Here is a 14,342-nt window from a genome sequence, read left to right as displayed (position 1 = left end):
GCGTATGCCTGGGTGGAGGAGGCCGGGTGGAGCCGCGGCGAGAGTCTGGGAAGATGGGGGCGACGATGACGTCGCCCCCAGGTCAGGGACCAGCACTGCACACCCGCACATCCCAAGGAGCGGACAGATGCCCATCGCAACCCCCGAGGTCTACGCCGAGATGCTCGACCGGGCGAAGGCTGGCAAGTTCGCCTACCCGGCGATCAATGTGACGTCGACCCAGACCCTGCACGCTGCACTGCGCGGTTTCGCGGAGGCCGAGAGCGACGGCATCATCCAGATCTCCACCGGTGGGGCGGAGTTCCTGGGCGGCCAGTACAACAAGGACATGGTCACGGGCGCTGTAGCCCTGGCCGAGTTCGCGCACATCGTCGCCGCCAAGTACGACATCACGGTCGCGCTGCACACCGACCACTGCCCCAAGGACAAGCTGGACACCTATGTGCGTCCGCTGATCGAGATCTCCGCGGAGCGTGTCGCCAAGGGTCTGAACCCGCTGTTCCAGTCGCACATGTGGGACGGCTCGGCCGAGACCCTCGCCGACAACCTCTCCATCGCGCAGGAGCTGCTCGCCAAGGCCGCCGCCGCCAAGATCATTCTTGAGGTCGAGATCACCCCGACCGGTGGCGAGGAGGACGGCGTCACGCACGAGATCAACGACGAGCTGTACACGACCGTCGATGACGCGCTGCGTACGGCCGAGGCGCTCGGTCTGGGCGAGAAGGGCCGCTACCTGCTGGCCGCGTCCTTCGGCAACGTCCACGGTGTCTACAAGCCGGGCAACGTCGTGCTCCGTCCCGAGCTGCTGAAGGACCTCCAGGAAGGCGTCGGCGCCAAGTACGGCCAGACGTCCCCGTTCGACTTCGTCTTCCACGGCGGTTCCGGTTCCACCGCGGAGGAGATCGCCACCGCGCTGGAGAACGGCGTCGTGAAGATGAACCTCGACACCGACACCCAGTACGCCTTCACCCGTCCGGTCGTAGACCACATGTTCCGCAACTACGACGGTGTCCTGAAGGTCGACGGCGAGGTCGGCAACAAGAAGGCGTACGACCCCCGCAGCTGGGGCAAGCTGGCCGAGGCGGGCATGGCCGCGCGCGTCACCGAGGCGTGCGCCAACCTGCGCTCCACGGGCACCAAGATGAAGTAGTCAGTGTGGTGATGGGCCCGGTACCCCTTGGGGTGCCGGGCCCATGGCATGTCCGGGTGAGGTTCCGAGTGAGGTGAGGTAACCGCTGTGAGTGCGTCCTACGACTTCGACACCGTCGTCGACCGCCGGGGCACCTGGTGCGTCCAGTGGGACGGCGTCGCGGACCGGTTCGGGGTGGACGGGCTGCTGCCGTTCACCATCTCCGACATGGACTTCGAGACCGCGCCGGAGGTGCTGGCGGCGTTGCGGGCCCGGCTCGACCACGGGGTGCTGGGCTACACGGACTGGCAGCAGGACGACTTCCGGTCGGCGATAGCCCACTGGTACGAGACCCGGTACGGCACCGGGCTCGACACCGGGCGGCTGGTCTACGCGCCGTCCGTGCTCAGCCAGCTCTCGCAGCTCCTCCAGATGTGGACGGACGCCGGGGACGGGGTGGTCGTCCACACCCCCACGTACGACGGCTTCCGCAAGGCGATCACCGGGCTCGGGCGGGAGATGCGGGGGGTGCCGGTGGGGGACGTGGAGGCGTTGGAGCGGGAGCTGGCCCGGGCCGACGCGAAGGTGCTCGTGCTGTGCTCGCCGCACAATCCGACCGGGCGGGTGTGGACGGAGGCCGAGCTGACGGAGATGGCCGGCCTGGCCGGGCGGTACGGGGTGGCGGTGATCAGCGACGAGATCCACGCGGATTTCGTGCACGACGGGTACCGGCACGTTCCCTGGACGCGGGTGGGGGGTGACGGGCGCTGGGCGGTCATCACGTCCGCGTCGAAGTCGTTCAACTTCCCGGCGCTGACGGGGTCGTACGGGGTCGTCGGCAGGGCGAAGGACCGGGCGGAGTTCCTGCGGCGCATGGAGACGGCGGAAGGGCTCGCCTCGCCGGCGGTGCTCTCACTGACCGCGCACATCGCGGCGTACCGGGAGGGTGCGGCGTGGCTGGACGGGGTCCGTGCGTATGTGGCGGGGAATCTGGCGCTGGTCGCGGAACGGCTGAACGGGGCGTTCCCCGAGCTGGGGTGGGAGCCGCCGCAGGCGGGGTACCTGGCGTGGATCGATCTGCGGCCGCTGGGTGTGGACGACGAGGCGTTGCAGCGGGTGCTGATCGAGCGGGAGAAGGTCGCGATCATGCCGGGGGCGGTGTACGGGGCGCCGGGGTTTCTGCGGCTGAACGTGGGGTGTCCGCGGAGCAAGGTGAGGGCCGGGGTGGAGGCGCTGGTTCGAGGGGTGGGGGTCGTGCGGTAGGGGCGGGCTGCAAGAGGTGTCCTCCCGCGCCGGACAGGCGTGAGAGACGCCCCGGTGGCCGGTGCTCCGGGCGGCGGGGATGCTGGCCGCATGGGTGATGTGCGAAGTGGCGGTGGTGGGGACGGCATCCGGGTCTCGTCGCCCGTCGGTCGCTGGGTCGTCCTCACCACCGTTCTCGGGTCGAGCATGGCCATGCTCGACTCCACCGTGATCAACGTCGCCCTCCCCCGCATCGGCGAGGACCTCGGCACCGATCTCGCCGCGCTTCAGTGGACCGTCAACGCGTACATGCTCACGCTCGCCGGGCTGATCCTGCTCGGAGGGGCGCTCGGGGACCGGTACGGGCGGCGGAGGGTGTTCGTCGTCGGGGTCGTGTGGTTCGCCGCGGCCTCGTTGCTCTGCGGGATCGCGCCGAGCGCGGACGTTCTCATCGCCGCCCGCGCCCTGCAAGGGGTCGGCGGGGCGCTGCTCACCCCGGGGTCGCTCGCGCTCATCCAGGCCAGTTTCCATCCGGACGACCGGGCCCGGGCCGTCGGGCTGTGGTCGGGGCTCGGGGGCGTGGGGGCCGCGATCGGGCCGTTCGTGGGGGGCTGGCTCGTCGACGGGCCCGGCTGGCGCTGGGTGTTCCTGCTCAACCTGCCGCTCGCCGCCATCTGCGTACCCGTGGCCCTGCGCCACGTACCGGAGTCGAGGGACCTCGCGGCGCACGGCCGCTTCGACGTACTGGGGGCGGTGCTCGGGGCGCTCGCACTGGCGGGTGTGACGTTCGCGCTGATCGAGGCGCCGGGGCGGGGCGCCTCCCCGGTCGTCATCGGGGCCGCGGTGGGCGGGGTGCTGCTCGGGGCGGCGTTCGTGCGGGTGGAGGCGCGCCGCGCCGACCCCATGCTGCCGCCGTCGATCTTCGCGTCCAGGCTGTTCACCGTCGTCAACATCGTCACCCTCTGTGTGTACGCGGCGCTCGGCGGCTTCTTCTTCCTCTCCGCGATGCAGCTCCAGGTCGTCGCCGGATACTCGGCCCTCGGGGCGGGTGCCGCGCTGCTGCCCACGACGGTGCTGATGCTGCTGTTCTCCGCGTGGGCAGGCGAACTGGGCCGGCGGATCGGGCCCCGTATCCCGCTCACGGTGGGGCCCCTGCTGGCCGCCGCGGGGATGCTGCTGATGCTGCGGGTCGGGCCCGGTGCCACCGTCTCCTCGTACGTCGCCGACGTCCTGCCCGCCGTCGTCGTGCTGGGCCTCGGCCTGGTGGTCCTCGTCGCGCCGCTGACCGCGACCGTCCTGGCCGCCGTGGACACCGGGCGGGCCGGGCTCGCCAGTGGCATCAACAACGCGGCGGCGCGTGCCGCGGGGCTCATCGCCGTGGCCGCGCTGCCGCTGCTCGCCGGGATGGGCCCGGAGGCGTACCGCGACGCCGGGGAGTTCGCCTCGACCTTCCGGCGCGCGATGCCGATGTGCGCGGGACTGCTGGTGCTGGGCGCGGCGATCGCCTGGTGGACGGTGCGCACCCCGCGCACGGCGGCCCGGCCCGCGTGCACCGTGCACTGCGGGGTCACGGCCCCGCCGCTGGAGCCCGTACGACGCCCGCAGGACGCTTCGGAACGGGAACCGGGGTGATGCCCCACGGGCCCGTCCCACCAGGCACACTTGGACCCATGTCCATCCACGAGAACCTGCTCGGGGGGCCCTCCCCGACCCATCTGCCCGACGACCCGGAGCCGCGCGAGCTGCTCGCCAACGGCGCGGCGCCCGCCGACGTCGCAGCGAAGTACCCCACCTCCTCGCTGGCCTGGGCGCAGCTCGCCGACGAGGCGTACGAGGGCGGCCGGGTCATCGAGTCGTACGCGTACGCCCGCACCGGCTACCACCGCGGCCTGGACGCCCTGCGCCGCGCCGGGTGGAAGGGGCACGGCCCCGTCCCCTTCGAGCACGAGCCGAACCGCGGCTTCCTGCGCTCCCTGCACGCTCTCGCCCGCGCCGCGGGGGACATCGGTGAGAAGGACGAGCACGAGCGCTGCTCGACGTTCCTGCGCGACTCCTCACCGACCGCCGCCGACATCCTGGGCTGAGCCCGCGCCGTACCGGGCCCCGTGGACGCACGTCGTCCGCGGGGCCCGTGTGCTGTCCGCCGGACCGCCTCCGGGACGACGCCGCGCGTGGCCCCGGCTTAGGATGCGGGCAGGGGACCGGAGCTCCACTTCCTCACGGAAGGGGCGGACCGCTACCCGGAAGCTCGTGTCGAGGAGACAGAAATGTCGACGAATCACCCCGACCCCGAAGCCACCGGTGCGGACACCCCGCACCTGGACTTCGCGGGAACGACTCCGTACGAGGACTATGTCCAGGCGGATGTCCTGACCCACCTCCAGCACCTTCGCTCGGACGACCCCGGCGAGATGGTCTTCCTGGTCACCACCCAGGTCATGGAGCTGTGGTTCACGGTCATCGTCCATGAGTGGGAGACCGCGGCGCACGCCCTGCGCGAGGACCGCATACCCGTGGCGCGGGACGCGCTGAAGCGGTCCGTACGGGAACTGGAGGCGCTGAACGCCTCCTGGACCCCGCTGGCCGGGCTGACCCCCGCCCAGTTCAACTCCTACCGCGGCGCGCTCGGCGAAGGCTCCGGATTCCAGTCGGCGATGTACCGGCGGATGGAGTTCCTGCTCGGGGACAAGTCCGCCTCCATGCTCGTCCCGCACCGGGGCGCGCCCCGTGTGTACGCCGAGCTGGAGAAGGCGCTCCACGAGCCCAGCCTGTATGACGAGGTGCTGGCCCTGCTCGCCCGGCGCGGGCACGCGGTGCCGCAGTCCGTGCTCGGCCGCGACCTGGCCAAGAAGTACGAGCCGTCGCCCGAGGTCGAGACCGTCTGGGCGGGGATCTACGCCAACCCCGACCAGCACGACGAGTTGGTCCGCCTCGGTGAGGCGCTCACCGATGTCGGTGAGCTGGTCTGGCGCTGGCGCAACGACCATCTGGTCGCCACCCGCCGCGCGATGGGTTCGAAGACCGGTACCGGCGGCTCGGCCGGGGTCGCGTGGCTGGAGAAGCGGGCCACGAAGAACGTCTTCCCCGAGCTGTGGACGGCACGCAGCCATGTCTGAGACCTACATGGACACGTCTGAGACCTGTGCAGACAAGGCGGCGGCGCTCGACGCCGCCGACGAACTGGCCAAGCTCCGCGAGCTGTTCACCCTCGACGACACCGTCTACCTCGACGGGAACTCGCTGGGCGCGCTGCCCCGCCACGTGCCCGCGCGGCTCCAGGACGTCGTCACCCGTGAGTGGGGCGAGCTGCGCATCCGGTCCTGGGACGAGAGCGGCTGGTGGACCGCGCCCGAGCGGATCGGCGACCGGATCGCCCCGCTCGTCGGGGCCGCCGCCGGGCAGATCGTGGTGGGCGACTCGACGAGCGTGAACGTCTTCAAGGCCGTCGTCGCCGCGAGCCGCATCGCGGCGGACGGACGCGACGAGATCCTGGTCGACGCGACGACCTTTCCCACGGACGGGTACATTGCCGAGTCCGCCGCCCGGATGACCGGCCACCGGATCGTCCCGGTCGCGCCCGCCGACGTACCGGCCGCCCTCGGCCCCCGTACGGCGGTCGTCCTGCTCAACCACGTCGACTACCGCACCGGCAGGCTGCACGACCTGCCCGGTCTCACCGCCGCCGTGCACGCGGCGGGCGGCCTCGCCGTCTGGGACCTGTGCCACAGTGCGGGCGCCCTGCCCGTCGGCCTGGACGAGCACGGGGTGGACCTGGCCATCGGCTGCACGTACAAGTACCTCAACGGCGGCCCCGGTTCGCCCGCCTACCTGTACGTCGCCGAGCGCCACCAGGCGGCCTTCGACTCCCCGCTGCCGGGCTGGACCTCGCACGCCGACCCGTTCGCGATGACACCCGGGTACGCCCCCGCCGAGGGTTCGGTACGGGGCCGGGTCGGCACCCCCGACATCCTGTCCATGCTGGCGCTCGAAGGGTCGCTGGACGTGTGGGACGGGGTGGAGGTGGCCGCCGTACGGGCCAAGTCCCTCGCGCTGACGGACTTCTTCCTGGAGTGCGTCGCCGCGTACGTGCCCGAGGGCCGGGTCACCTCGATCACGCCCGCCGCGCACGCGGAGCGCGGCAGCCAGGTCGCGCTGCGGTGCGAGGACGCCGAGCCGGTGATGCGCGCGCTCATCGAGCGGGGCGTCGTCGGGGATCTGCGGCGGCCGGATGTGCTGCGGTTCGGGTTCACGCCGTTGTACGTGGGCTTCGCGGACGCGGAGCGGGCGGCGCGGATTCTGGCGGACGTGCTGAAGGGATAGCCCGGCTGCCGCATTGTCCTTGATCGCCGGGCGGGCCCGGAACCGCTCGTCCGGCGATCAAGAGCGACTGCCCGGGGCTGATACCGTCCCCGCAGGTCAAGCCAGTTGGGTTATTCGTTGGACGGTTGGAGCAGCATGTCGGATTCTGCCGCGCGTGATCGTGATGCCGCCGAGGAGGAGTCGGCGTTCGCCCACCCGGTGGTCGCCCCCGACCGGTCCGCGGCCTACGGCAGCCATCCCGACCAGGTGATCGACTTCTACGCTCCCCGGGACGGCAGGACCGGGGCGCCGCTCGTCGTCCTGCTGCACGGAGGGGCGTGGCGTGCCCCGTACGACCGGCACCATGTCTCCCCGTTCGCGGACTTCCTGGCCCGGCGCGGCTTCGCCGTCGCCAACGTCGAGTACCGACGCGGCGGCGAGAGCCCGCGGCAGAGTGCTTCCGGTCCTGCCGCCGGACGCTGGCCCGAGACCTTCGACGACGTCGCCGCCGCGATGGACGCGATGCCGCTGCTGGCCGGGCGGGAACTGCCCCAGGCCGATGTGCGGCGGATCGTGGTCACCGGGCACTCGGCGGGCGGCCAGCTGGCGCTGTGGGCCGCCGCCCGGCACGTACTCCCCGAGGGGTCGCCGTGGCGGCTGCCGTCCCCGCCGCCGCTGCGGGGCGTCGTCGCCCTCGCGCCGGTCGCCGACTTCGCCACCGCCGTCGAGCTGGACGTGTGCTCCGGCGCGGTGGGCCAACTCCTGGGCAGCGGTGAGGACTTCGCGGCACGGAGTCCCCATGCCGACCCGGCCGCCCTGTTGCCCACGGGTATCGCCACGGCCGTGGTGCAGGGCACCTGTGACCTGACCGTGCCCCCGGCGGTGTCGGAGGCGTTCGTCGACGCGGCGGCGAAGGCGGGGGAGATGGTGGGGCTGACGCTGCTGGAGGCGGTCGGGCACTTCCCGCTGATCGATCCGTCGGCCGACGCGTGTGCGGTGGTCGCGGAGGAGCTGGCCCAGCTCGCCTGGTGAGCCGGCGGGGTCCGGCCGGTGGGGCCCCGTGAGGGTGTCTTCCGGCCGGTGGCGTGCCGTGAGGATGTCGTCCGGGCGGTCGCGTAGTCCTTGCGACGGACGCCCGGGAATCCGTATCACTGCTGACGCCCCCGCCCGCCGCGCCGCCTACCGTGAGAAGCGTGACCGAGACCAAGACCAGAAGCCCCGAGTTCCGGCTGGCCGCAGACGCGATAGGCGGCCTGCGGCAGGACCTCTTCCACGATGTGCTCGCCTACCGTCCGCTGGACCCGCTGGGGACCGGCGGACCGGTGATCCGGCGGCTGCCGAAGCGGCTGCGGGCACGTGCCGTCTGGTCCCCGCACGCGGCGGTCGGCGCGCTGGCCCTGCTCACGGCGCTGATCGGTCTCGTCGCGGCCGACTCCGACGGCGTCTACGGAGTCGCGGCCGTCGTCACCGGGCTGCTGCCGGCCGTTCCGCTGCTGATGACCCTGGTCAGGCCCGTCGGCGCCTTCTGGGCGTCGATGGCGCTGACCCCGGTGGCGGCGGTGGCGGGCCGGGGGGACTGGCCGTGGGGACCGGGCATGTTCCTCTGCCACCTGGGCGTCCTGGTCGTGGTCGCGGCGCGCACCCGGCCGCGTGCCGCCGCCTGGATGTGGGTCGTGACCCTGTTCGCCGGGTCCTTCCTGGACAACTTCGGTGCCGGGTATTCCTCCACCATCGCCGGCATGGCCGTCACCTCCGCGCTCGCGCTGCTCGTCGTCGCCATGGTGCAGGTGCGGCGGGAGGCCCAGCGCGAGGTGACCGTGCAGCGCACGGTGACCGCCGTCGAGCGCGACCGGCGCACGCTCCTGGAGGAGCGCACGACCATCGCCCGTGAGCTGCACGACGTCGTCGCCCACCACATGTCGGTCGTGGCGATCCAGGCGGAGGCCGCCCCCTACCGGGTGGAGAACCCGCCGCCCGAGCTGGAACAGGCGTTCCTCACCATCCGCGAAAACGCCGTCGCCGCGCTCACCGAGCTGCGCCGGGTCCTCGGTGTCGTACGGGCCGAGGACCACGAGGCCCCGGACGCCCCGCAGCCCACGCTCGCCGAACTGGACCGCCTCCTGGCCAATGTGGCGGACGCGGGTCTGGAGACGGAGAAGACGGTCACCGGAGCCGTACGCGAGCTGCCGCAGGGCGTCGAGCTGTCGGCGTACCGGATCATCCAGGAAGCCCTGAGCAACACACTGCGGCACGCGCCGGGCGCCACCGCGAAGGTGGAGATCGGCTATGTGCTCGGCGGACTCGGGCTGCGCGTCGTGAACGGGCCGGCGACCGGTCTCGTCAAGCCCTCGCCGGGGGCCGGGCACGGGATCACGGGGATGCGGGAGCGGGTGGCCATGCTGGACGGTGAGATGACCGCGCAGTCCACGGCGGACGGCGGCTACGAGATCGCCGCGTTCATCCCCGTCCAGGCCGTGCGCGAACCGGCCGAGGACGACATGCTGCCGGGCGGGACCGTATGAACAGCATCAGAGTGCTGATCGTCGACGACCAGATGATGGTTCGCGAGGGCTTCTCCGTACTCCTCAACGCGATGCCGGGGATCGAGGTCGTGGGCGAGGCCGTGGACGGCCGCCAGGCCGTCTCGCAGGTGGCCGCGCTCCGGCCCGACGTCGTGCTGATGGACATCCGGATGCCGGAACTCAACGGCATCGAGGCGACCCGCGAGATCGTCGCCGCCGACGCGGACGCCAAGGTCCTGGTCCTCACCACCTTCGACCTCGACGAGTACGTGTACCAGGCGCTGCGCGCGGGGGCCTCCGGCTTCCTGCTGAAGGACGCGTCGGCCCGCCAGCTCGCCGAAGGTGTACGGGTGGTGGCGTCCGGAGAAGCGCTGCTCGCCCCGGCCGTCACGCGGCGGCTGATCACGGAGTTCTCGAAGCTCTCCGAAGCGCCGCGCCCTCCCGCGCTCGCCCGGATCGGGGACCTCACGGAGCGGGAGACGGAGGTGCTCGTACTGATCGCGCAGGGGCTGTCGAACGCGGAGATCGCCTCGCGCCTGGTGGTCGCCGAGTCCACGATCAAGACGCATGTGAGCCGCATCCTGGTGAAGCTGGGGCTGCGCGACCGGACGCAGGCGGCGGTGTTCGCGTACGAGGCACGACTGGTCACCCCCGGGTAGACCGTTCGAACTGAGCTGCTGGGCTGCCGGGTAGCGTCAGGGCATGTATGTGTCCTTCGACCCCTGGTCGCCCGCGTTCGTCGCCGATCCGTACCCCGCCTACACCGCGCTGCGTGCCGCCGGCCGGGCGCATTACTTCGAGCCGACCCGGCAGTGGCTGATCCCGCACTACTCCGACGTGTCCGGGCTGCTGCGCGACCGGCGGCTCGGCCGGACGTATCTGCACCGGTTCACCCACGAGGAGTTCGGGCTCGCTCCGCCACCGGCCGCGCACGAGCCCTTCCACACGCTCAACGGGCAGGGGCTGCTCGATCTGGAGGCCCCCGACCACACCCGCATCAGGCGGCTGGTCTCCAAGGCGTTCACCCCGCGCACGGTCGAGCGTCTCGCGCCGACGGTGGAGCGGCTGGCGGCCGAACTGGTCGACGCGTTCGTCGCCTCGGGCGGGGGTGATCTGCTGGCGGCGGTCGCCGAGCCGCTGCCCGTCGCGGTGATCGCCGAGATGCTGGGCGTGCCGGAGGCCGACCGGGCGCTGCTGCGGCCGTGGTCCTCGGCGATCTGCGGGATGTTCGAGCTGAATCCGTCGGAGGAGACGGCCCGGGAGGCCGTCCGGGCGTCGGTCGACTTCTCCGCGTATCTGCGGGGGCTGATCGCGGAGCGCCGCAGGGACCCCGGTACGGATCTGATCTCCGCGCTCATCGCCGCCCATGACGAGGGGGAGCGGCTCAGCGAGCAGGAGATGATCTCCACGTGTGTGCTCCTGCTGAACGCGGGGCACGAGGCGACGGTCAACACCACCGTCAACGGCTGGTGGACGCTGTTCCGGCACCCGGAGCAGTTGGCGGCCCTGCGCGGCGATCACGGTCTGCTGCCCACGGCTGTGGAGGAACTGCTGCGGTACGACACTCCGTTGCAGATGTTCGAGCGCTGGGTGCTCGACGACATCGAGATCGCCGGCACGGTCATTCCCCGGGGCGCGGAGGTCGCGCTGCTCTTCGGCTCGGCCAACCGTGACCCCGAGCGCTTCGCCGAGCCCGACACGCTGGATCTGTCCCGGCCGGACAACCCGCACATCACGTTCGGGGCGGGTATCCACTACTGCCTGGGGGCGCCGCTGGCCCGCATCGAACTGGCGGCCTCGTTCGGTGAGTTGCTGCGCAAGGCGCCGGGCATGCGGCTGGTCGCGGAGCCGGAGTGGCATCCGGGCTATGTGATCCGGGGGCTGAAGGAGCTGAACGTGGAGCTCTGAGGAGCGGCCGGTTCAGCAGCCCGGTCCGCAGGCGAGAGGTGGGCCCGCGAGGACGTCGAAGCCGTAGCCGAAGGCGGTCAGCGCAGCCAGGATCAGCGCGGGGATCAGGGCCTGGCGCCACTTTCGGCGTACGAGGGCGAAGAGGACGAGCGCGGCGGCGATCCCGCCGAGGGTCATGACGGGGAGGCCGAGCCAGAGGACGTTCCACTCGGACTCGCCTTCGAAGCCGCCGAAGATGCCGTCCATGCCGTACGGGGTCCAGACGACCAGACCCGCGATGGCGCCGATGGCGGCGGCGAGGCATCCCGCGGTGCCGGTGATGGCTTCTCGTCGTGTGTCCACGTGAGGGTGGACGCGGCGGGTGGGCCCGGGGGTTCCGGGGGCGGGGGCCGAGGCGGGGACGGCGATCCGGGTCCGCCGGACCACCCCGGGGCTCCGGCTCCTCAATCGCCGGAGGGGCTGGATCTGTCGGTCAGGGGCCTCAGGTCAGGACGTCCCGGCGGCGCGGGGCCGTCAGGCCGACGGTTATCAGGGCCGCCGCTCCCGCCGTCATCAGGAGCACTGGTGGCATGGCCTCCCGCGTCTTCGCGGCGCTCCTCGCCGACGACGACGGCGCCATGACCTCGGCCGAGCTGGCGCTCGCACTCCAGATCAGCCCGGCCGCCGTCTTCGGCGCGGTCAGCTATCTGACCCAGGTCAGCATGGTCAGCAGGGAGCGCGAGCCCGGCTCCCGCCGCGACCGCTACCGCCTGCACGACGAGATCTGGTACGCGAGGGTGCCCGCACCCTCGGCGAGAGCACCCCGGCCGGGGTCCGGCTCGCCGAGACGGCGGCGTTCTTCGAGAAGCCCTAGGCCACGGCCTGGCCCCCCGCCGTCGGCAGTATCAGCGACCACGCCCCCGCCCGCACCGTCCACGTCCGGGTGCGGACCGGGCCGGTGACGTGTATGTCGGCCCGGTAGCGGAAGTCCGCGCCGGAGACCGTCACCGCCTTGGCCTCCCGGGATTCCGTGCGCCCCGGCCCGGTGTGGATCACCACGTCGACCAGGCCGCCGTCACCCTGCGCGGTCACCGAGACGCCCTCGACCGGGCGGTCCAGGTCGTTCAGCAGGACCCCGTCCGCCTCCACGCGCAGCCGGTGCGTGCGCGGCGGTGTGTGGGCGGTGGCCGGGGCCGGGCGGACCAGGGACGCCACCAGGGAGCGGCAGGTGTCCCAGACCGCCGTGACCCCCGTGTGCGGGGCGCCGGCGGACGCGGGCAGGGCGGGGATGCGCAGGGTGCCGAGGACGACGCCGTCGCTGTCGTCGACCAGCAGGTCCAGCCGGCGGACCGTGCCGTCGAGCGCCGACCGGGCCGCGGCCACCGCGCCCCGGGGCACGCCGAGCGCGTGGGCGAGTTCCAGTGTGGGTGCGGCGCCGACCGGGATCAGGGAGAGGGCGCCGTCGGACAGCTCGCGCTCCCGGTGGAGATGGGCGACGGCGCGCAACAGCGCCCGGTCGTCGCCGACGACCACCGGCCGTCTGCTGCCCCGGCGCGACAGGGCCCTGAGGAACTCCTCGGGGGTGTCGGGAAGGCAGATCTTGGCGTGCGAGCCGGCGCTCAGCACGTCCTTCGCGATACGGACGGACTCGCCGTCGGTCCGGCGGGCAACCGGGTCGATGAGCACCAGAAGCTGGTGGTCGCCGTCGCCGGGGGGCTCTGCAGCCGACACCTCGGTCCTTCCTCGGGTAGCATCTTGGTGCAAGAGCCCCTTGCGCTATTGCGCCAGGGGCTTCGTCTATTCCGGGGCACCCGGTTCGACGGCTCAGGCTTTGCCGCACATCGTCGTGCGGCAGGTACACCTTTACGTACGCCCCCTGACCTTGGACATGCCCCGCCCGGAAGGGGTGTACGCCTGTGCCCGCACTTGTGCTGCTCGGTGCTCAGTGGGGTGACGAGGGCAAGGGGAAGGCCACCGACCTCCTCGGTGGTTCCGTGGACTATGTGGTGCGCTATCAGGGCGGCAACAATGCCGGCCACACGGTCGTCGTGGGCGACCAGAAGTACGCACTGCATCTCCTTCCCTCCGGAATCCTGTCGCCGGGGTGTACCCCGGTCATCGGTAACGGAGTCGTGGTCGACCCGGCGGTGCTGTTCTCCGAGCTGAACGGTCTGAACGAGCGAGGCGTCGACACGTCCAAGCTTCTGATCAGCGGCAATGCTCATTTGATCACTCCGTACAACGTCACGGTCGACAAGGTGACGGAACGCTTCCTCGGCTCCCGCAAGATCGGTACCACCGGTCGCGGTATCGGGCCGACGTACGCGGACAAGATCAACCGCGTCGGTATCCGGGTCCAGGACCTCTACGACGAGTCGATCCTCGTCCAGAAGGTCGAAGCGGCCCTCGACTTCAAGAACCAGATCCTCGCCAAGCTCTACAACCGGCGCGCGATCGAAGCCGGCAAGATCGTCGAAGAGCTGCTCACCTACGCGGACCGGCTCAAGCCGTACGTCTCCGACACGACGCTGGTCCTGAACAACGCCATCGACGAGGGCAAGGTCGTCCTCTTCGAGGGTGGCCAGGGAACGCTGCTCGACGTCGACCACGGCACCTACCCCTTCGTCACCTCGTCGAACCCGACCGCGGGCGGCGCCTGCACCGGTGCTGGCGTCGGCCCGACGAAGATCAGCCGCGTCATCGGCATCCTCAAGGCGTACACCACGCGCGTCGGCGCCGGGCCGTTCCCGACGGAGCTGTTCGACGAGGACGGCGAGGCGCTGCGCCGCATCGGTGGCGAGCGCGGTGTCACCACCGGCCGTGACCGTCGCTGCGGCTGGTTCGACGCCCCGATCGCGCGGTACGCGACCCGGGTCAACGGTCTCACCGACTTCTTCCTCACGAAGCTGGACGTGCTGACCGGCTGGGAGCAGATCCCGGTGTGTGTCGCGTACGAGATCGACGGCAAGCGCGTCGAGGAACTCCCGTACAGCCAGACCGACTTCCACCACGCGAAGCCGATCTACGAGATGCTGCCGGGCTGGTCCGAGGACATCACGAAGGCCAAGACCTTCGACGACCTGCCGAAGAACGCGCAGGACTACGTGAAGGCGCTGGAGGAGATGTCGGGCGCTCCGATCTCGGCGATCGGTGTCGGCCCCGGCCGTACCGAGACCATCGAGATCAACTCGTTCCTCTAGACCGGGGAAACCGCGGGAGGGCCGGGACGCGTGCGTCCCGGCCCTCCCGCGTTCGGTCCATCC

General features: G+C 71.6%; 13 protein-coding genes and 1 pseudogene. 12 read left to right on the top strand and 2 right to left on the bottom strand.

The genetic code is table 11. The features are described from left to right. The first annotated feature begins 127 nt into the window (after positions 1-127). From fbaA to AC07FA_RS10375, 10 genes are all read left to right on the top strand, one after another. On the top strand, positions 128-1,150 hold the full coding sequence (fbaA, locus tag AC07FA_RS10420) for a class II fructose-bisphosphate aldolase (RefSeq protein WP_479074518.1): 1,023 nt from the start codon (positions 128-130) through the stop codon (positions 1,148-1,150). Between the two features lie 87 nt (positions 1,151-1,237). Continuing rightward, on the top strand, positions 1,238-2,392 hold the full coding sequence (locus tag AC07FA_RS10415) for a MalY/PatB family protein (protein WP_479074517.1): 1,155 nt from the start codon (positions 1,238-1,240) through the stop codon (positions 2,390-2,392). Between the two features lie 90 nt (positions 2,393-2,482). After that, entirely contained in the window at positions 2,483-4,003 is a 1,521-nt protein-coding gene (locus AC07FA_RS10410) for a DHA2 family efflux MFS transporter permease subunit (RefSeq protein ID WP_479074516.1), read from the top strand. Between the two features lie 38 nt (positions 4,004-4,041). Then, positions 4,042-4,455, top strand: coding sequence for a DUF3151 domain-containing protein (locus AC07FA_RS10405; protein WP_479074515.1), 414 nt, complete (start codon positions 4,042-4,044; stop codon positions 4,453-4,455). A 183-nt stretch (positions 4,456-4,638) separates the two neighbouring features. Continuing rightward, complete coding sequence (locus AC07FA_RS10400) at positions 4,639-5,487, top strand: tryptophan 2,3-dioxygenase family protein (RefSeq protein ID WP_479074514.1); 849 nt, start codon at positions 4,639-4,641, stop codon at positions 5,485-5,487. Then, positions 5,480-6,691, top strand: coding sequence for a kynureninase (gene kynU, locus AC07FA_RS10395; RefSeq protein ID WP_479074513.1), 1,212 nt, complete (start codon positions 5,480-5,482; stop codon positions 6,689-6,691). Before AC07FA_RS10400 ends, kynU begins: the two co-directional genes overlap by 8 nt. 135 nt (positions 6,692-6,826) lie before the next feature. Beyond that, positions 6,827-7,702: an alpha/beta hydrolase family protein gene (locus AC07FA_RS10390; protein WP_479074512.1), complete on the top strand. Its 876-nt coding sequence runs from the start codon at positions 6,827-6,829 to the stop codon at positions 7,700-7,702. A gap of 161 nt (positions 7,703-7,863) precedes the next feature. Next, positions 7,864-9,192, top strand: a complete 1,329-nt coding sequence (locus tag AC07FA_RS10385) for a sensor histidine kinase (protein WP_479074511.1) — start codon at positions 7,864-7,866, stop codon at positions 9,190-9,192. After that, on the top strand, positions 9,189-9,851 hold the full coding sequence (locus AC07FA_RS10380; protein ID WP_479074510.1) for a response regulator: 663 nt from the start codon (positions 9,189-9,191) through the stop codon (positions 9,849-9,851). Before AC07FA_RS10385 ends, AC07FA_RS10380 begins: the two co-directional genes overlap by 4 nt. Before the next feature lie 43 nt (positions 9,852-9,894). Continuing rightward, complete coding sequence (locus AC07FA_RS10375) at positions 9,895-11,100, top strand: cytochrome P450 (RefSeq protein WP_479074509.1); 1,206 nt, start codon at positions 9,895-9,897, stop codon at positions 11,098-11,100. Between the two features lie 12 nt (positions 11,101-11,112). On the opposite strand, the gene AC07FA_RS10370 is transcribed toward AC07FA_RS10375, so the two are convergent. Continuing rightward, positions 11,113-11,442 (bottom strand): hypothetical protein, encoded by a 330-nt coding sequence (locus AC07FA_RS10370; RefSeq protein WP_479074508.1) that lies wholly within the window; start codon positions 11,440-11,442, stop codon positions 11,113-11,115. 227 nt (positions 11,443-11,669) lie between these two features. On the opposite strand from AC07FA_RS10370, the pseudogene AC07FA_RS10365 reads away from it, so the two are divergent. Then, positions 11,670-11,944: pseudogene (locus AC07FA_RS10365) on the top strand (GbsR/MarR family transcriptional regulator); the annotation flags it as partial. 5 nt (positions 11,945-11,949) lie between these two features. Here the strand turns inward: AC07FA_RS10365 and AC07FA_RS10360 are convergent. Continuing rightward, positions 11,950-12,810 carry a diacylglycerol kinase family protein gene (locus AC07FA_RS10360; RefSeq protein ID WP_479074507.1) on the bottom strand — a complete coding sequence of 287 codons (861 nt, stop codon included), beginning with the start codon at positions 12,808-12,810 and terminating at the stop codon, positions 11,950-11,952. A 185-nt stretch (positions 12,811-12,995) separates the two neighbouring features. Here AC07FA_RS10360 and AC07FA_RS10355 point away from each other — a divergent pair, with 185 nt between their 5' ends. Beyond that, positions 12,996-14,279, top strand: coding sequence for an adenylosuccinate synthase (locus AC07FA_RS10355; protein WP_479074506.1), 1,284 nt, complete (start codon positions 12,996-12,998; stop codon positions 14,277-14,279). Positions 14,280-14,342: the final 63 nt, after the last annotated feature.

Source organism: Streptomyces sp. NPDC045968, from assembly GCF_056430475.1.
Note: the sequence above shows the minus strand (reverse complement) of the source record. Positions and strands in the feature narration are given on the sequence as shown.

Excerpts from the sequence above, each read along its gene's own strand:
- AC07FA_RS10405 (WP_479074515.1), top strand. The coding sequence starts at position 4,042 with ATGTCCATCCACGAGAACCTGCTCGGGGGGCCCTCCCCGACCCATCTG.
- AC07FA_RS10380 (WP_479074510.1), top strand. The coding sequence starts at position 9,189 with ATGAACAGCATCAGAGTGCTGATCGTCGACGACCAGATGATGGTTCGC.
- kynU (WP_479074513.1), top strand. The coding sequence starts at position 5,480 with ATGTCTGAGACCTACATGGACACGTCTGAGACCTGTGCAGACAAGGCG.
- AC07FA_RS10400 (WP_479074514.1), top strand. The coding sequence starts at position 4,639 with ATGTCGACGAATCACCCCGACCCCGAAGCCACCGGTGCGGACACCCCG.
- AC07FA_RS10375 (WP_479074509.1), top strand. The coding sequence starts at position 9,895 with ATGTATGTGTCCTTCGACCCCTGGTCGCCCGCGTTCGTCGCCGATCCG.
- AC07FA_RS10410 (WP_479074516.1), top strand. The coding sequence starts at position 2,483 with ATGGGTGATGTGCGAAGTGGCGGTGGTGGGGACGGCATCCGGGTCTCG.
- fbaA (WP_479074518.1), top strand. The coding sequence starts at position 128 with ATGCCCATCGCAACCCCCGAGGTCTACGCCGAGATGCTCGACCGGGCG.
- AC07FA_RS10390 (WP_479074512.1), top strand. The coding sequence starts at position 6,827 with ATGTCGGATTCTGCCGCGCGTGATCGTGATGCCGCCGAGGAGGAGTCG.